Origin of the sequence: Oceanihabitans sp. 2_MG-2023 (genome assembly GCF_030547245.1) — a bacterium.
GTDB lineage: Bacteria > Bacteroidota > Bacteroidia > Flavobacteriales > Flavobacteriaceae > Oceanihabitans.
In genome coordinates this window covers 231,033-248,233 of the sequence record NZ_JAUOQT010000004.1, presented here as the reverse complement: position 1 = coordinate 248,233, position 17,201 = coordinate 231,033, and the positions used below count along the sequence as shown (strand labels likewise).

Genomic DNA, 17,201 nt, shown 5'->3' with positions numbered 1-17,201 from the left:
TTCTCAATAAAAAATTAATAAACTGAAAATACATTAAAAAATATTCAACAAAAATGCTAATAATTGCATTATTTTTAATTTTTAATAAAATCACGCTTTAAACAATATTGATTTCGCAATTTTTTAAGATTTTCAAAATTGCAAAAACGCTTTATTTTTCGTAAATTTGCAATATATGAAAGCATCAAAAATGACATCTAATCCAGACGAAATAGAAGACATTTCTTATAACGATTTTAAAGCGGAAGTTTTAAAAGACTATACCATCGCTGTAACTTCTAGAGAGTGCAGTTTACTTGGTAGACGTGAAGTGCTTACAGGTAAAGCAAAATTTGGAATTTTTGGAGATGGTAAAGAAATACCACAACTAGCTTGGGCTAAAGCTTTTAAAAATGGAGATTTTAGATCTGGCTACTATCGCGATCAAACTTTCATGATGGCTATAGGCGAATTAACCATTGAGCAATTTTTTGCAGGCCTATATGCACATACCGATATTAAACATGATCCAATGTCTGCTGGTAGACAAATGGGTGGGCATTTTGCAACCCATAGTTTAGACGAAAAAGGAAATTGGAACGACCTTACAAAACAAAAAAACTCAAGTGCCGACATTTCACCAACTGCGGGGCAAATGCCACGTTTACTGGGCTTAGCGCAAGCTTCAAAAATGTATAGAAATATAAATGAAATGGATGCTACTAAGTTTTCGAATAATGGAAATGAAGTAGCTTGGGGAACTATAGGTAATGCAAGTACTAGTGAAGGTTTATTTTTTGAAACCATAAATGCAGCTGGTGTTTTACAAGTACCAATGGTAATGAGTGTTTGGGATGACGAATACGGCATTTCTGTACACGCAAAACACCAAACGACAAAAGAAAACATTTCCGAAATATTAAAAGGTTTTCAACGAGAAGAAAATACCAATGGATACGAAATCTTAAGAGTTCAAGGTTGGGATTATCCAGCTTTAGTAGATACCTACCAAAAAGCATCCAAAATAGCAAGAACACATCATATCCCTGTTTTAATTCATGTTAATGAGTTAACACAACCACAAGGTCATTCTACTTCTGGTTCTCACGAACGATACAAAAATACGGAACGTCTTAATTGGGAAGCAGCTCACGATTGTAACCTTAAAATGCGCGAATGGATTATTGCCAATAACTTTGCTACTAAAGAAGAACTTAGAACCATTGAGAAAGATATAAAAAAGCAAGTTCGTGAAGGTAAAAAAGCTGCTTGGTCTGCTTATAACACTCCAATTCTTCAAGAACGCAAAACGTTAGTTGCTCTCCTTGAAAACCTTTCTAAAACGAGTGCTAACAAAGTTTTTATAACGAAACTAATTAATAACTTAACTGCAATTGTAGAACCTATTAGAAAAGATAATATTTCTACTGCTAGAAAAGTGTTACGTTATGTACTAAACGAAGATTCTTCAGAAAAAACACAACTTATAAACTGGATTAATAATTATATAAACCTAATCCAACCTAAATATAGCTCCCATTTACATAGTCACTCTAAACTTTCCGCTTTACATGTAAAAGAGGTAAAACCAACTTATGATGACGATGCTAAATTAGTAGATGCTCGTTTAGTTATTAGAGATAATTTTGATACGCTCTTTGCAAAACATCCAGAAGTATTAATTTTTGGTGAGGATGCAGGACATATTGGAGATGTAAACCAAGGCCTAGAAGGTATGCAAGAAAAGTATGGTGAATTGCGGGTCTCAGATACTGGAATTCGTGAAGCCACTATTATAGGTCAAGGAATTGGAATGGCAATGCGTGGTTTAAGACCAATTGCCGAAATTCAATACCTAGATTATATCTTGTACGCTTTGCAAATTATGAGCGACGATTTAGCAACTTTGCATTATAGAACTCATGGTAGACAAAAAGCACCATTAATTATTCGTACACGTGGACACCGACTAGAAGGTATTTGGCATTCTGGTTCGCAAATGGGAGGTGTTATTAATCTTGTTAGAGGTATACATGTTTTAGTACCTAGAAATATGACAAAAGCCGCTGGTTTTTACAATACCCTATTAGAAAGTGACGAACCTGCTTTAGTAGTAGAATGTTTAAATGGATACCGTCTAAAAGAAAAAATGCCAAACAATATTGGTGCATTTAAAACACCATTAGGAGTCGTAGAAACCATTAAAGAAGGAAGCGATATTACTTTAGTTTCTTACGGTTCTACTTTAAATATGGTAGCTCAAGCAGCAAAAGAATTGATTGAAGTGGGTATTGATGTAGAGGTTATAGATATTCAATCCCTTTTACCTTTTGATATTAATCATGATATTGTAAAAAGTATAGCTAAAACCAACCGTCTTATGGTTATAGATGAAGATGTTCCTGGTGGTGCTTCTGCTTATATTTTAAATGAAATATTAAACACACAAAACGCATACGAGTATTTAGATAGTAAACCGCAAACCTTAACTGCCAAAAGCCATCGTCCTGCTTATGGTACAGATGGTGATTATTTTTCTAAACCTTCATTAGAAGATATTTTTGAAGCTGTTTACCAAGTTATGCACGAAGCAAATCCTAGCGATTTTCCAAAATTGAGATAACAATTTTTTAAATATGAATTTAAAAGCCTTTCAATACATACTTGAAAGGTTTTTTTTATATTTATAGAAATCAATAAAAGCAAATGCTTACCAAAAAAGACAAAGAACAACTTCGAGGAACTATTTTTAAACATTTAGATGGTATTGCTACAGCAACGACAGCATATTCTCTTTACAAAAAAGGGGTTTTAGATTTTTTATTGGAACAAAAAAAAACAACCACTGAAGAAATTACTACAAGTTTTAAAGCTAACGAAGGCTACTTAAACATTGCATTACGCATTTTAGCTTCACAAGGTTGGCTGCAGCAACATGTAGATAACGTTTCTAACAAAGTAACTTATCAAATAAATGGAAATAGCGAAGCGGCTTTTCATCTTGCAAGCCATTATGAAGATGCTGTTAAGCTGCTCTCCTATTCGGTTACATTCCCAGAAAACCATATAAGTGCAGATACTTTTATTGTTTTAGAGCAGATTTTTAAAAACTATCAAAGCAATTTTGGCTTACAAGCAAAAACAGAAATAGAACAACAAGTTTTAAAACATATCGAAGGCTGTATCGTAGCTCCAATAATTGTGATGCTAGGTGTAAATGGCTTGTTTCATAAATACTTCATGGAAGCTTCTTTTACAGCAGAAGAATATCATAAAGATCCAGAAAGTTTTAAAAAAATTCTAGACTTCTTTTCGTTTTTAGGATGGTTTGTCAAAAAGAAAAACACCTACCAATTTACAGATCAAGGGTTATTTTTTGCAAAAAGAGCTAGTGCCTATGGGGTAACTGTTTCTTATTTACCAACTTTTTTACAATTAGACGAATTGCTTTTTGGAAATCCTTTAGTATTAAAAACAAACTCACCTCAAGAAACGGAAAAACATGTACATCGAGAAATGAATGTTTGGGGAAGTGGTGGTGCGCATTCAACGTATTTTAAAGTAATAGATCAAGTAATTATTAAACTCTTTAATAAACCAATTAATGAACAACCTAAAGGGATTCTAGATATGGGTTGTGGTAATGGCGCTTTTATAAATCATATTTTTGATGTCATTGAACACCAAACTATTCGTGGTAAAATGCTGGAAGAACACCCGTTATTATTGGTTGGTGCAGATTTTAATCAGGCTGCACTAAAAGTAACCAGAGCAAATTTAATAAAAGCAGATATCTGGGCTAAAGTAATTTGGGGCGATATTGGTAGACCCGATTTATTAGCTAAAGACCTTAAAGAAGATTATAATATAGCACTTAAAGATTTACTAAATGTTCGTACCTTTTTAGATCATAACCGAATTTGGGAAACACCAGAAGTGATTAGTAATAAAGTAAGCACTTCTACTGGAGCATATGCAAATCAAGGAAAACGTTTGCCTAATAATTTAGTAGAAGACTCTTTACGAGAACATTTATTAAAATGGAAACCTTATGTGGAGCAATTTGGTTTATTAATTATCGAGTTACACACCATTAACCCAAAACTTACTGCACAAAATATTGGAAAAACTGCAGCAACTGCCTACGATGCTACACATGGTTATAGCGACCAATTTATTTTAGAAGTTGACGTATTTAACAAAATAGCTACCGAAGTAGGCTTGCAACCAGATGCAAATTATTTTTCGAAATTTCCAGATAACGACTTAGCAACAGTAAGTGTAAATTTATTAAAAGGATAAAGTAAAAATGACAGAATCAGATACATTAACTACAAGGGATTGGCTCGCAATAGAAAGAACTAAGCTAGCAAACGAACGTACTTTTTTAGCTTATTTTAGAACTTTTTTAGTAATACTTGGTACAGGGTTAGCTATTTTAAAACTAGACCTTTTTTCCGAACTTAAAACCTTTGGGGTAACGCTATTAGCTATTTCTCCTATCATTTTATTAATAGGTTTATATCGATTATTTCGAGTGAAAAAAACAATTAATAAACACTACAAAACATCGCAGTAAACAAAACTGTTAATTATAAAAATAAACTGGCCATAAAAACTATACTTGAAAAAGAGTAGTTAAAAAAATCACACAATAAAATCGTTACTATTATTATATTTGAATGTATTGAAATTCATTCCAGCTTTATTATTTAGCTTTTCTTTTACATAAGAATAAAGTTTATAATCATATGCATTGTATTTCAAAATTTTACTTTTTAAAGCATCATCTAGAAACATTTCATATTCAATAGGTGTCCTTTTTCTTATCGTAATATGCTTCTTTAATTTTACGGATGTTAATTCTTGAAATTGGTGCAAAAATTGACTGTAATTTTCTGTTAGACCGCAATGAATAGAAAGAGTTTCAATACTATCAATGATTTTCTGATAGTCGCTGGCTGTTATGGGTTTTGGATCAGCTATTTTTCGACCTAGTAGAAATTTAATTTGATAATTATGTGTGTGCGGGAATTTAATATATTCTTTTAATGAATTAGGCAGTGGCCTAAGTTTAGAAATAATAGCAGCGTTTGTATTACCATCTTTTCCGTTAAGTATATGATATTGAAATGTAAACTCCGAAACAATTCTGTCCACTGGATGCCTAATAAGCATAAATATTAAAAATTTATCCTTAAAATTTAAATGTAAAGACTTATCAAAGATTTCGGGAGATTGAAAATAACGGTGTTTAGTACTAAAATCTATATGACTAATTTTAACATTGCCAATTTGGTCGATAATATGGGAAGGTAATTTATAATCTTCTTTTGTAATTTTAATAGAATCCTTTAATAACCCTACAAATGTAGACCCTCCAGTTTTAGGGATGTGTAAAAAAAAAGCATTTTTTTTTGATATATTCTTTCTTTGAAATAATTTGATCATATAAATATTTTAAGAACGTAATACTTCTACCACTAATCCGAGAACTTCATTTGAATTATTGATAACCGTATGACAATAGTTTATTGGAATAAAAACAATATCGTTTGGAGATTGTATACATTCATAAACCTTATCTACCTTAGCAGGAAGTTTAGCGTACTCCTTTTTAAACCAATCTTTAGCATGAGTGCCAGGAGGATATTTTTTATGAGTCTTCATCATTAATGAATAACCTTTTGGTGCTATAATCCTATCGGCATCATACATAACCCAACGTTTCTCTCCTTCCCGAAGAATATTAAAGGCATCTCTATGAATGTGAGGCAAAGTACCAGCGTCTTTAACAGAATGATAAAAGAAAAACCGATGTATATTCTTCTTTGAAAAAAACATATTAGGAAATTTTATTCCCTTCAAAAAAAAAGGCTCCTTTTTTCGATCATACCCCTCCAATGTTAAGGTACTCTTATTTTTATGCGTGTTGAAGTAATTTTTTAGCGTCGTTTTATCTTTAGAATAGGCAGGCCTTGAATCACTAATTACGGTACATAAGTAATCCCCATTTTTTTCGGAAATATAATCTTTGGTCCACAACTTAATTAATGGCCAATCATGAGCTCCATTTTTAATAATTAAAGGCACTCTTGGATTCAAATACTTAGTTAAGAAAGTATTTTTATCTAGTTCTGAATATAAAACTTCATCAATTTTTAGTACAGAAGAAGAGTTTGGTTTAAAAAAATTTAATATTCCCATAGTATATTAAAATAAAACATTTTTATAAAGCAATTTAATAAAAAAACAACCAAATAATAACTTAGTTATAGTCATATCTATTTTTAATAGTTGCATTATTATTTTTTAAACGATAAAAACTAATTTATACTTTTATTAAAATCCTACATTAACAAAATAAATATAATGATAAAGATAGATAGGGCAAACTCGAAAACAACAGTATGATTTACTAGATTATTTTAAGTAAATAAGCATTATAAAATATAGTAATATAAAACCTTCTAAGCTTAGTTTTCGTATTTTGCAACTAGAATTAGAAAACAAAAATAGTTTTATAAAAAACATATTATTTATGCTACTCCTTTTAGCGTGAATACATTTTGGACAGAAAATAACAAAAGACAAACTTTTATTTGATTGCAAAGCAATGGCTATTTTCGATTTTAAAGCTAAAAGGTACAATTTTAAGCATCTAAACGTGAAAAAGCTTTAATCCCTTTTTCGTAGTGAAAAAGAGTATAAAGATTGTGTTAACTAAAAATATTTCCTCTTTCGAGGTAAGTAAATATGAAAACAGCTACTGTAAAACAACTTAAAGACGAACTAAAACATAACTCTACCGAAGAATTAATGAATCTTTGTTTGCGTTTATCTCGCTTTAAAAAGGAAAATAAAGAACTGCTTACTTATTTGCTTTTTGAAGCACATGATGAAGCAGAATATATTGAAAACGTAAAACAGGAAATAGATACTCAGTTTGAAACCATAAATACAGATAGTTATTTTTATATTAAAAAGAGTGTGCGTAAAATATTAAGACTCATAAAAAAATTTAGTCGCTATTCTTTAAAAAAAGAAACCGAAGTAGAGCTACTACTCTACTTTTGCCAAAAACTTAAAGCCTTTAAACCATCTATAAAAAGAAACGTTACGCTTACCAATATTTATGACAGACAAATAAATTCTATAAAAAAAATAATTTCGGGTTTACATGAAGACTTACAATACGATTACACAATGGCTTTAGAGGATTTAGAAAATTAATACATTTAGCTATTAAAACGGGTAGTTTAAAGCTCTATACTTTCACCAATATCTAAAAGCATCAAATCTTTATCCTTATTAAAAAATTCTTTTTTAGCAGCTTCATGGTCAATTTCTATATAGCCAAAAGTATCAAAATGATATCCTAAGACCTTATCACATTGCACAAAATCACTTGCAAGAATAGCATCAGCTATTCCCATAGTAAAATTGTCACCAATTGGTAAAATAGCTAAATCTAACTTTGTTTGCAGCGGTATTAATTTCATATCATACGTTAAAGCAGTGTCTCCTGCTATATATATATTTTTATGTTCACCTTCTAAAACAAAACCTCCTGGTTGTCCTCCATATTTTCCATCAGGAAAAGAGGAAGTATGTATCGCATTAACATATTTAAGGCTTCCAAATTCAAAATCCCAAGTTCCGCCATGATTCATTGGATGCCCTTCTAATCCTAAATTTTGAAAATGTGTTACGATTTCATAATTAGAAATAATTACTGCATCTGTACGTTTTGCTATTGCTTCCACATCTAAAATATGATCTTGATGTGCATGTGTTAGTAATATATAATCTGCTTGTAAAGTTTCTATATTAATATGTGAAGCTTTTGGGTTTCCTGTAATAAATGGGTCGACAAGAATATGTACATCTTCAATTTGAATACCTAAACTTGCATGCCCGAAAAATGTGATTTTCATAATTATTTTTTAGAAAAGAAAATTACAAAAAAAACTCAGACATATTGAAGAATTTGTCTGAGTTTTTCAATCCCCAAAATTGAAGTTCATACTTTAGTATACCATAAAGCATCAACAAAATAAATATACATATAATTATTTGATTTACAAATACTTATAATTAAAATTAATAGCAAAAACAATTATTATAAGAAATGTATTACAACAAATGACCAATAGCTAACAGAATGGCTAATAAAAAAGTGGTAAGTGCTAATTTTTTAAGCTCTGGATCGAGATGCACAGGATTGGTATTGTTCTTAACGTTTTTTAAGTGTATAAACAAAGGGATATATGCGATAAGGAATAGCAAATTAAATATAGAGGTATAATATAAAATTCCAAAAACAAAGGATAAAATTATGGCTGAAATAATTAAAAAGTAATGATACTTTTTTGCTTTACTGCTTCCTAATTTAACTACTAGAGTATTTTTATTCGCTTTTCTATCCGATTCAATATCTCTCATATTATTTAAATTAAGCACTGCTGCACTTAAAAAACCTAGAACACAAGCAGGTAAAAAAGTAACATGATCAATTTGTTTACTATATAAAACATAACTTCCTATCACACTTACTAAACCAAAAAACAAAAAAACAAAAACATCTCCTAAACCTCTATAACCATAAGCATTATTTCCCATAGTATATCTAATTGCAGCATAGATAGATGATAAACCTATAACAAAAAATGCTAATGCATATAATAAGTGTTTAGAGCCAAATGCGGAATAGATTAAGCTAAAAGATAAAATAATACAAATAAGAATGTTTTTTTTAATTACTTCCAGCATTGCTTCTGATGAAATGTTTCCACTTTGTAATGCTCGTTGTGGACCAATTCTATCTTCATTATCTGTTCCTTTTACACCATCTCCATAATCGTTTGCAAAATTTGAAAGTACTTGAAGGCTAATAGTTGTTAATATTGCTAATGTAAAAACTTGCCAATCAAAAAAACCATTATATGCAGCCAAAGCGGTACCTACTATTATTCCGGAAATAGAAAGTGGCAAAGTTCTTAATCTTGCAGCTTGTACCCAATATTTAAGTGTACTCATAAATTATGGAATCCACTTTTTAGGAAAGTTTGGTTTACGTTTTTCAAGAAAAGCATCACGTCCTTCTTTTGCTTCATCTGTCATATAAGCTAATCGAGTAGCTTCACCAGCAAAAACTTGCTGACCAACCATACCGTCATCTGTTAAATTCATTGCAAACTTTAGCATCTTAATAGATGTTGGCGATTTTTCTAGTATTTCTTGCGCCCAATTATAAGCTGTTTCTTCTAATTCAGCATGGGGAATTACTGCATTTACCATACCCATATCGAAAGCTTCTTGAGCAGTATAATTTCTTCCTAAGAAAAAGATTTCACGTGCTTTTTTCTGCCCAACCATTTTAGCTAAATAAGCAGAACCATAACCTCCATCGAAACTAGTTACATCTGCATCTGTTTGTTTAAAAATGGCGTGTTCTTTACTTGCTAATGTTAAATCGCAAACCACATGTAAACTATGACCTCCACCAACAGCCCAACCTGGAACTACAGCGATTACTGCTTTTGGCATAAAACGAATTAAACGTTGTACCTCAAGAATATTTAACCGGTGGTAACCATCTTCACCAACATACCCTTGATGACCTCTTGCTTTTTGATCTCCTCCAGAACAAAAACTCCAAATACCATCTTTGGTAGACGGTCCTTCTGCAGATAATAATACTACACCAATACTAGTGTCTTCTCCTGCATCATAAAAAGCATCATATAATTCTTTAGTCGTTTTTGGTCTAAATGCATTTCTAATATCTGGTCTGTTAAAAGCTATTCTAGCAACCCCATTACACTTTTTGTATGTAATGTCTTCGTATTCTTTTGCTGTTATCCAATTTGTTTGACTCATCGTTTTTTTTTGGAGAGTAAAAATACTTCTTTTTTCAAACTACTACAACTAATAATTTACGTAAAGCTTCAAAACTAAACTTAAACAACTGTTTTACAGATAGTTCAAAATCGTTCGGTTTTCTAGATTGATGTTTTTTCTTACACAGACAATGTATTTTGTCGATGTTTATTGATTTTAATCGTTAAAATTGATTTTGTAAAAAAGAATTATACGTATAAAAGTAATCCCGTCTAATTTTGCTTCGAAACTGAAAGCAAAGGAATGAAATTAATTGATTCTAAATATGTTACACTAAAACATACCGCAATAAAAACAAATTTTGGTATGGTATACTGTTTTAAACATTTTATTGTTACAGAAGTAAATGAAGCTGTTATATATGATTCAAAATGTTCAAAGGAATTAACAGAATTAATATTTAATCATTATGGAAAAAACACCTGTTTACATGTAATTTCAAATAGAGTAAACAATTACTCTGTAGTGCCTACATACTGGTTTGATTTCTATAAAAATGAAAATGCAAAAAACCTAAAAAGTATTTCCTTTGTTTATTATAATGCATTGGCATATTCTAATGCAAAATTAGAACAAACGTTTATAAAATGTAAAACAGAATGTTTTAAAGATTTACAAGATGCTATACATAGTTTTTCAAATATTACGGATAAAAGGATCGCTTAAATAAGGTAGATTAAAAAACCCTAAAAACGAATTAAATAGCACCTAAAAACTAATTTAATCTACCTTAAGCCTCCTATAACTTTTTTGCTCCAAACCCTACCTACAAAACTACTTATTTAGGTAAGTATATTTTATTAAAGTTATTAAATACCAAATAGTACCATTAATTTTTAATTAGAAGTTAATGGTACTTCATGTAATAAATGAAAATTATTGAAACTAACTTAAGCAATTTTATTGAAGAGATTCATACTTCTAAAAATGGTACTTTCTATTTTTTTAAAGATTTTATTGTATCTGAAATTAACCAAGGCGCTATAATAAACTGGGAGACTGTACAAGAGATTATAAATATGGCTACCGATTATTATGGAGAAAACCCTCAAATTTGCTACATATCTAATAGAATAAATCCATACTCTATTAATCCGATTGATTGGAATATTTTTTTTAAGTCTGGAAAGCGTTTAAATGGTTACGCAATAGTTTCTTATACAGAAAATGGCTGGTTAAATGCTTTAATAGAAAAATTGTTTTATAATTCTAAAATTGCTCGATTTAAGAATCTTTTTGAAGCGATTAGTTGGGTAAAAGAAATAAATTATAATGCAACAAAAAATAACACTTAATATCTAAACTTGATGAATTCCGTCTTCTTTAATTTCAATAAGTTTTTGCTTGTATAAAGACCCTACAGCTTTTTTAAAGCTCTTTTTACTCATTTGGAGTAATTCTTTAATCACTTCGGGATTTGATTTGTCTGTTAAGTTTAAAAAACCGTTATTATCTTGAAGATGATTCATTATTTTTTCTGCATTGGGTTCAATATTTCGATAACCTACTTGCCCTAAAATAATATCTATTTTATTTCCTGGTCTAATTTTTTTAACAACTCCTTTCAGCTTATCGCCTACACTAATATCTTGAAAAATATTATCGGTATAAATTAAACCAGAGTGTTTTTTATTTATAATAACATTCCAACCAATATCACTTTTATGGGATGCTATTAAATCTACTGCATCAAATTCTGCAACACTCAGTTCGTTATTATCTAAAAACTGATTCGTCTTACTTGAAGCTACTAACCTATTCGTTTCTTCGTCTAAAAAACAATATACCAAATACCAGCCTCCTTTTTTCATTTCGTAGGCTTGTTCTTTAAATGGGCAAAACAATTCTTTTACCATTCCCCAATCTAAAAAAGCTCCAAATTTAGTAGTTTCATTACAGCGCAATAAAGCAAATTCATTACGTTGTATATATGGTTTATCGGTTACTGCAACTAAACGTTCCTGATTATCTAAATAAACAAACACTTCTAACTTGTCCCAAATTTTAAATGTTTCTGGTACATATCTATTGGGTAGTAAGACTTCATTATCTTCTTCATCACTCAAGAATAATCCTGGTTCTGTTTCACGTATAATAGAAAGCGTATTGTATTTTCCTAAATGTATCATGCTGCAAAAGTAAGGATATTAAAAGTTAAAAATGTTATTTTTTAATTACGAAATTAACAGAAAACAAAAAAGCGCTACATTGCTGTAGCGCTTTTTATAAATTTTATAATTAAAGGTCTATTTGTAAACAGACTCTTTTTTGAAATGTTGTGTTAATAAGTAATATACAACTGCTCTATATTTACTTCTGTTAGATTTACCATATTTTTCCATTACAGAATCTATAGCTTTATCTAAATCTGCACTGTCTGCTAAGCCTAATTTTTTTATTAAAAAATTGTTTTTTACTGTTGCAAGTTCAGATGCATCAGATCCTGAAACTGTTGCAGCATCTGCATTGTAAATAGATGGTCCACAACCAATTGTTACTTTAGTTAATAAATCCATATCTGGAGTTACACCAATTTTGTCTTTTAAATCTGCAGCATACTTTACAATTAAATCATCTCTTTTACTCATTCTTATTATATTTTATTGTTATTGATTGTTTTAAGTATTCTAAAGATACGCTATTTAAATATTTTCTAATAAGAAAAAAATATTAAAGACTTTATTTTATCGATTAAACAACGGTATTTAACGATAAACTACCTTATCGCCTTAAAATAATTTAATAATACCGTGTCATTAGCAGTTCTAGGTGTAAAGACTTCTAAAATTTTTGGGCTTTCTCCTTCAGAATAAAATGAAGATAAAACAGACTGTAGCTCTTCTAAATTAGTAGCACTTTCATAAGTAAAACCATACATTGTACTTAAATGTTTAGCAGAAAGATGGTGTTTGGTTTCAAAAAAGGTATCAAAATTTTCAGAGTTCTTATCTCCTGGAAGTATTCTAAAAATCCCTCCTCCTTCATTATTTATAACAATAATTCTAAAATTAGTAGGTATATAATTATTCCAAAGCGCATTACTATCGTAAAAGAAGCTTAAATCTCCTGTTATAAAAATAGTTTGTTTTGTGTTTGCTACAGCACAACCAACAGCCGTACTTGTACTTCCATCGATTCCGCTAGTTCCTCGATTACAATAAACTTCTAATGTTTTATTAATATTAAATAGCTGCGCATACCTAATGGTAGAACTGTTACTTAATTGTAAAACGGTATGATCTGGAATTGACTTTAAAATAGATTTAAAGGCTTTTAAATCGGAAAATGCTATATTTTCAAAATAAGCTGTATGCTTCTTTTTTCGTTCTTTTTTTACAGCCTTCCAATAATCTTGATAATCGCTTTTAGTTAGGTGCTTAACTTCATTTAAAAACTGTTCAAAAAATAGATTTGGTGCCATTTTTATAGAATGTTCTAAACAGAAAAAAGTATCGTTTGCTTTTTCTGTTCCTATGTGCCAATGTTGTTTTGGTTTATAAGTTCGTAAAAAGGCCTTAACTTTCTTAGACACTATTAATCCACCAAAAGTTATTAGAATATCTGGTTGTAAAGCTTTAAAGCCTTCTACATCTAAGGGAGCTATTATCTTGTCTATGCTGTTAAAAAAGTAAGGATGATGTATATTTGAAGTCGTTTCTGTGAAAACCACAACACTCTCGTCATCTGCAAGCTCATCCAACCATTTTTGGGCTATACTATTTGGTTTATTTACACCAACGACTACCATTTTCCTTTTAGCATCATACCAATCGGAAACTAATTTTGATACAAGTAAATCTTCCATTTTATTGGGTTTTAAAGTAACCTCAACGACTTTTGGTTTTACTGTTAAAGTATCTACAGTTTCATACAAAGGTTCATCAAACGGGATATTAATATGTACTGGACCACTTTTATAGATTGCAATGTTTAAAGCTTCATTTATTTCTTTTTCATTTTGCAATTGAATACCTTGCTGTAAGCCTAAAAATTTTTCTAATTTATTTTCAAGATTCTTAAAAATTGGTAATTCTTCATTTTGAACAAAACTATTTTCTTCTTTAATATCTTGTTTTAAATTTGCCGAATACAAGATGTGATTTTCGTACACATTTTCTTGATTAATGGTTTGTCCATCTCCAATTCCAATTAAATGCTTTGGTCTGTCCGCAGATAAAACTACTAATGGTGTATTGCTGTAAAAAGCTTCAGCTATTGCAGGATAATAATTTAACAATGCACTACCAGATGAACAAACAACTGCAACGGGTTTTTGTATTTGTTGCGCAATTCCTAAAGCAAAAAATGCAGCACAACGTTCATCTACAATACTGTAACATGTAAAAAAATCATCGTGAGTAAATCCAATGGTTAATGGCGCATTTCTACTTCCTGGAGAAATAACAATATGCTTTATATTCTTTGTTTTACAAAGCTGAATAACGGTTTGTGCTAAAGGAATTTTTGGGTATTTCATCTAACAACCAAAGATACAAAACAGAATTAAAATTTAATCTAAAACTGCCTGGATAGTTTGCGTTTTATTAACGGTTTCTTGCCACTCATTTTCGGCCACAGAATCTTTAGTAATTCCGCCTCCAACATAAACTAAGGCCGATTTATTTTTAAGTTGCATACAACGTAAATTTACAAACAAATTAGAAACGGTTTTTACTGTTGCATACACGTTATTTTCAACATTGCGTCTGTTTCTATTTCTAGTTTTGTTCTCTTTAAGATTTAACTCTCCTAAAAATCCAGCATAGAACTCACGATTATAACTTTCATTATGTACAATGAATTGTTTAGCCATTTCTTTAGGAAAACCACAAACAGCTGGAGTTGGATGCAAATTTGTTAGTAATGCTTTAAAGTCTAAATTTTTAAAATCTAAAGTACCAGAAATTGCCGTTTTAAGATGCAATAAGTTTCCTGCCTTTACTGTTTCTACTTCCGAAATTTTTATTGTACTAACGCTATCTTTTAAACTGTTTACTACAAATGCTGTTACAATTTGTTGTTCGTCTTTTTCTTTGTCTTGCCAAACTACATCTTTAGCTTCATTGTACATTTGTGTTCCTGCTAAAGCCATCGTATTAAATCTATTGCCTTCCACTTTTAATAAGGTTTCTGGGGTTGCTCCCAGCCATAATCCTACTTTAGGATGGTACCAACAATACACAAATGCTGAAACGTATTTTTCTAATAAACGTTTAAAAATTTTTAACGGATTTTCTTCGGAAATATGTTGTTCTTCCTTTCGCGATAAAACTACCTTTTGTATGGGGCCCTTACGAATAGCATCAATTCCTTTTTGTACCAATTGTATGTGTTCTTCCTTACTTTTTAAAGAAGAAACCTTATGAATAGTAGCTGCTTTAAATTCGCTTGAAATATCATAATTTGAAGATATTTTTTTAGAACTATTAAAAGGTAAAAGTATTGCATCGTCTTTATTATCAAAAGGAGAGAAAACAAAGCCGCTTTCTGTATAATCTTTAATTACATGTAATTCGTCTGCTTTTTGAAGCAATGCATGCACCTCAAAATCATTCGGTTTTCTATACACAACAAATGGCAGTGCATTACTAAAATGCTGTTGTAATTCTTCAAAAAAAGCGGTAGATAGCATTATTACTTCTTTGGTAATGAAATCGTAGATAATCTACAAATGGAAACTACATTATCGTTATCATCTGTAACTCTAATATCTAATAATTGTGTAGTTCTTCCTTTATGTAAAAAAGTTGCCTTTGCATAAACATACCCTTCGGTTACACTTTTTAAATGGTTTGCAGTAATCTCTAAACCACGAATAAATTTATTTTCGGTATCCATAAAAACATGAGACGCAAAACTACCAACACTTTCTGCCAAAGCAGCTGTTGCACCACCATGCAATACACCATCTGGTTGATAAACTCTAGAATCTACAGGCATTCTTGCTACTAAAAAATCTTCACCATAATCTACCATTTCAATATTTAAAGTCTCCATTAAGGTGTTTTTGCTAGCCGCATTTGCTTTTGCTAAGATAGTTTCTTTAGATAATTGCATATAAATAATGTATTTTTATTGTCGGATTGTAAAAGTACAAAATGAATTTAGAAGAAAAAGAAATTTCATACACAACTACCAATAGTTATGCTACTTTAAATTCACTGACCAATAAAACTAAAAATGTTTGGTTTGTTTGTCACGGAATGGGCTATTTAAGTAGATATTTTTTAAGATATTTTGAAGGATTAAACAAAGATGAAAACTATGTTATTGCTCCTCAAGCACAAAGCAAATATTATAGCACACCAAAATTTAAACATGTTGGAGCTAGTTGGTTAACTAAAGAAAATACAGCTACAGAAACCGAAAATGTAATGCGGAATTTTGATGCTATTTTAACTGCTGAAACTTTACCCAAAAACATAAATCTCATCGTTTTAGGTTACTCTCAAGGCGTTAGTGTTGCCACACGATATGTTGCAAAGCGTAAATTACCATGCGCTCAATTGGTTTTACATTCTGGAAGTATTCCTAAGGAATTAGAAATAGAAGATTTTACATTTTTAAAAGCCAAAGTAACTATGATTTATGGTACTGAAGATGAATACTTAAACCAAGAAAGAATTACATACGAAACCAATAAAGCTAAAGAATTATTTGGTAGCAATTTGCATATTGTTCCTTTTAATGGCAAACATGTGGTTAATGTAGAATTGATAAAAAAATTGGTATAAATGAATACACCCCAGCTTGAAAATGAACACGTAAAACTCACGCTTTTAGACTTAAGTAACTACAAACATTTAGCAATAATTGCAGAAGAAAAGGATTTAGTCTATTACTCTCCTAGTGCTATTTCTCCATCTGAAAAACTAAAAGAATATGTACAACGAGCTGTAGATCGATACTACCACAAAACTGCAATTCCTTTTATTATTTACGATAAGAAGAAACAAGCTTACGCTGGAAGCACAAGATTTGCACTTATAAACTGGAAAAACAAAGTATTGCATATTGGCTGGACTTGGATTGGAAAAGAATTTCAAGGCTCTGGACTAAATACGCAAATGAAATTTTTAATGCTGCAATATGCTTTTGAAACACTTCTATTTGACAAAGTAGAATTTCGTGTTGACGAAAGAAATATAAAATCTAGAAAAGCCATTGAAAAACTTGGAGCAACTTTTGAAGGTCTTTTACGTAAAGACACACTCATGCTAGACGGTTTTAAACGCAGTACGTGTTGTTATGGCATTTTAAAAGAAGAATGGACAGAAATTAAGAAAAGTATTTTTGAAAATTTTAAATAAAAAAAACCT

At 30.4% G+C, this 17,201-nt stretch carries 18 protein-coding genes; 8 read left to right on the top strand and 10 right to left on the bottom strand.

Features of this window, described 5'->3' with window-relative positions; genetic code table 11:
- Positions 1–190 precede the first annotated feature (190 nt).
- The 3 genes from Q4512_RS10575 (at position 191) to Q4512_RS10565 (ending at position 4,558) form a co-directional block, all read left to right on the top strand.
- Positions 191–2,602: a thiamine pyrophosphate-dependent enzyme gene (locus tag Q4512_RS10575; protein ID WP_303424679.1), complete on the top strand. Its 2,412-nt coding sequence runs from the start codon at positions 191–193 to the stop codon at positions 2,600–2,602.
- 83 nt (positions 2,603–2,685) lie between these two features.
- A complete protein-coding gene (locus Q4512_RS10570) occupies positions 2,686–4,281 on the top strand; it encodes a class I SAM-dependent methyltransferase (protein ID WP_303424251.1) in 1,596 nt (531 codons plus the stop codon).
- A gap of 7 nt (positions 4,282–4,288) precedes the next feature.
- On the top strand, positions 4,289–4,558 hold the full coding sequence (locus tag Q4512_RS10565) for a DUF202 domain-containing protein (RefSeq protein ID WP_303424249.1): 270 nt from the start codon (positions 4,289–4,291) through the stop codon (positions 4,556–4,558).
- A gap of 68 nt (positions 4,559–4,626) precedes the next feature.
- Here Q4512_RS10565 and Q4512_RS10560 read toward each other — a convergent pair whose 3' ends face one another.
- The gene (locus tag Q4512_RS10560) at positions 4,627–5,430 is read right to left on the bottom strand and encodes a sulfotransferase family 2 domain-containing protein (protein ID WP_303424247.1); all 804 of its coding nucleotides are present in this window, start codon (positions 5,428–5,430) and stop codon (positions 4,627–4,629) included.
- Positions 5,431–5,439: 9 nt separating this feature from the next.
- Entirely contained in the window at positions 5,440–6,186 is a 747-nt protein-coding gene (locus Q4512_RS10555) for a hypothetical protein (RefSeq protein ID WP_303424246.1), read from the bottom strand.
- Between the two features lie 549 nt (positions 6,187–6,735).
- On the opposite strand from Q4512_RS10555, the gene Q4512_RS10550 reads away from it, so the two are divergent.
- Positions 6,736–7,212, top strand: coding sequence for a hypothetical protein (locus Q4512_RS10550; protein ID WP_303424245.1), 477 nt, complete (start codon positions 6,736–6,738; stop codon positions 7,210–7,212).
- Between the two features lie 26 nt (positions 7,213–7,238).
- Here the strand turns inward: Q4512_RS10550 and Q4512_RS10545 are convergent, their stop codons facing one another.
- The 3 genes from Q4512_RS10545 to Q4512_RS10535 form a co-directional block, all read right to left on the bottom strand.
- Positions 7,239–7,916, bottom strand: a complete 678-nt coding sequence (locus Q4512_RS10545; protein ID WP_303424244.1) for a metal-dependent hydrolase — start codon at positions 7,914–7,916, stop codon at positions 7,239–7,241.
- A 199-nt stretch (positions 7,917–8,115) separates the two neighbouring features.
- A complete protein-coding gene (gene menA / locus Q4512_RS10540) occupies positions 8,116–9,018 on the bottom strand; it encodes a 1,4-dihydroxy-2-naphthoate octaprenyltransferase (RefSeq protein ID WP_303424243.1) in 903 nt (300 codons plus the stop codon).
- A gap of 3 nt (positions 9,019–9,021) precedes the next feature.
- The gene (locus Q4512_RS10535; RefSeq protein WP_303424242.1) at positions 9,022–9,861 is read right to left on the bottom strand and encodes a 1,4-dihydroxy-2-naphthoyl-CoA synthase; all 840 of its coding nucleotides are present in this window, start codon (positions 9,859–9,861) and stop codon (positions 9,022–9,024) included.
- Between the two features lie 264 nt (positions 9,862–10,125).
- Here Q4512_RS10535 and Q4512_RS10530 point away from each other — a divergent pair, with 264 nt between their 5' ends.
- On the top strand, positions 10,126–10,548 hold the full coding sequence (locus Q4512_RS10530; protein WP_303424241.1) for a hypothetical protein: 423 nt from the start codon (positions 10,126–10,128) through the stop codon (positions 10,546–10,548).
- Between the two features lie 203 nt (positions 10,549–10,751).
- Entirely contained in the window at positions 10,752–11,177 is a 426-nt protein-coding gene (locus tag Q4512_RS10525; RefSeq protein WP_303424240.1) for a hypothetical protein, read from the top strand.
- A 3-nt stretch (positions 11,178–11,180) separates the two neighbouring features.
- On the opposite strand, the gene Q4512_RS10520 is transcribed toward Q4512_RS10525, so the two are convergent.
- From Q4512_RS10520 to Q4512_RS10500, 5 genes are all read right to left on the bottom strand, one after another.
- Positions 11,181–12,011, bottom strand: a complete 831-nt coding sequence (locus Q4512_RS10520; protein ID WP_303424239.1) for a S1 RNA-binding domain-containing protein — start codon at positions 12,009–12,011, stop codon at positions 11,181–11,183.
- A 117-nt stretch (positions 12,012–12,128) separates the two neighbouring features.
- Positions 12,129–12,470: a DUF2853 family protein gene (locus Q4512_RS10515; RefSeq protein ID WP_203459243.1), complete on the bottom strand. Its 342-nt coding sequence runs from the start codon at positions 12,468–12,470 to the stop codon at positions 12,129–12,131.
- Between the two features lie 128 nt (positions 12,471–12,598).
- A complete protein-coding gene (gene menD / locus Q4512_RS10510; RefSeq protein WP_303424238.1) occupies positions 12,599–14,359 on the bottom strand; it encodes a 2-succinyl-5-enolpyruvyl-6-hydroxy-3-cyclohexene-1-carboxylate synthase in 1,761 nt (586 codons plus the stop codon).
- A 33-nt stretch (positions 14,360–14,392) separates the two neighbouring features.
- A complete protein-coding gene (locus Q4512_RS10505; RefSeq protein WP_303424237.1) occupies positions 14,393–15,514 on the bottom strand; it encodes a chorismate-binding protein in 1,122 nt (373 codons plus the stop codon).
- 2 nt (positions 15,515–15,516) lie between these two features.
- The gene (locus Q4512_RS10500; protein WP_303424236.1) at positions 15,517–15,939 is read right to left on the bottom strand and encodes a PaaI family thioesterase; all 423 of its coding nucleotides are present in this window, start codon (positions 15,937–15,939) and stop codon (positions 15,517–15,519) included.
- Between the two features lie 41 nt (positions 15,940–15,980).
- Between Q4512_RS10500 and Q4512_RS10495 the strand changes: the two genes are divergently transcribed.
- Together Q4512_RS10495 and Q4512_RS10490 are read left to right on the top strand one after the other, a co-directional pair.
- Positions 15,981–16,616, top strand: coding sequence for an alpha/beta hydrolase (locus tag Q4512_RS10495; RefSeq protein WP_303424235.1), 636 nt, complete (start codon positions 15,981–15,983; stop codon positions 16,614–16,616).
- Positions 16,617–17,192 (top strand): GNAT family N-acetyltransferase, encoded by a 576-nt coding sequence (locus Q4512_RS10490; protein WP_303424234.1) that lies wholly within the window; start codon positions 16,617–16,619, stop codon positions 17,190–17,192. It begins immediately after the preceding gene.
- Positions 17,193–17,201: the final 9 nt, after the last annotated feature.

Coding starts and splice junctions, on each gene's coding strand:
- Q4512_RS10490 (WP_303424234.1), top strand. CDS start 16,617: ATGAATACACCCCAGCTTGAAAATGAACACGTAAAACTCACGCTTTTA.
- Q4512_RS10500 (WP_303424236.1), bottom strand. CDS start 15,939: ATGCAATTATCTAAAGAAACTATCTTAGCAAAAGCAAATGCGGCTAGC.
- Q4512_RS10535 (WP_303424242.1), bottom strand. CDS start 9,861: ATGAGTCAAACAAATTGGATAACAGCAAAAGAATACGAAGACATTACA.
- Q4512_RS10530 (WP_303424241.1), top strand. CDS start 10,126: ATGAAATTAATTGATTCTAAATATGTTACACTAAAACATACCGCAATA.
- Q4512_RS10550 (WP_303424245.1), top strand. CDS start 6,736: ATGAAAACAGCTACTGTAAAACAACTTAAAGACGAACTAAAACATAAC.
- Q4512_RS10525 (WP_303424240.1), top strand. CDS start 10,752: ATGAAAATTATTGAAACTAACTTAAGCAATTTTATTGAAGAGATTCAT.
- Q4512_RS10560 (WP_303424247.1), bottom strand. CDS start 5,430: ATGATCAAATTATTTCAAAGAAAGAATATATCAAAAAAAAATGCTTTT.
- Q4512_RS10575 (WP_303424679.1), top strand. CDS start 191: ATGACATCTAATCCAGACGAAATAGAAGACATTTCTTATAACGATTTT.
- menD (WP_303424238.1), bottom strand. CDS start 14,359: ATGAAATACCCAAAAATTCCTTTAGCACAAACCGTTATTCAGCTTTGT.
- Q4512_RS10505 (WP_303424237.1), bottom strand. CDS start 15,514: ATGCTATCTACCGCTTTTTTTGAAGAATTACAACAGCATTTTAGTAAT.
- Q4512_RS10495 (WP_303424235.1), top strand. CDS start 15,981: ATGAATTTAGAAGAAAAAGAAATTTCATACACAACTACCAATAGTTAT.
- Q4512_RS10545 (WP_303424244.1), bottom strand. CDS start 7,916: ATGAAAATCACATTTTTCGGGCATGCAAGTTTAGGTATTCAAATTGAA.
- Q4512_RS10515 (WP_203459243.1), bottom strand. CDS start 12,470: ATGAGTAAAAGAGATGATTTAATTGTAAAGTATGCTGCAGATTTAAAA.
- menA (WP_303424243.1), bottom strand. CDS start 9,018: ATGAGTACACTTAAATATTGGGTACAAGCTGCAAGATTAAGAACTTTG.
- Q4512_RS10520 (WP_303424239.1), bottom strand. CDS start 12,011: ATGATACATTTAGGAAAATACAATACGCTTTCTATTATACGTGAAACA.
- Q4512_RS10565 (WP_303424249.1), top strand. CDS start 4,289: ATGACAGAATCAGATACATTAACTACAAGGGATTGGCTCGCAATAGAA.
- Q4512_RS10570 (WP_303424251.1), top strand. CDS start 2,686: ATGCTTACCAAAAAAGACAAAGAACAACTTCGAGGAACTATTTTTAAA.
- Q4512_RS10555 (WP_303424246.1), bottom strand. CDS start 6,186: ATGGGAATATTAAATTTTTTTAAACCAAACTCTTCTTCTGTACTAAAA.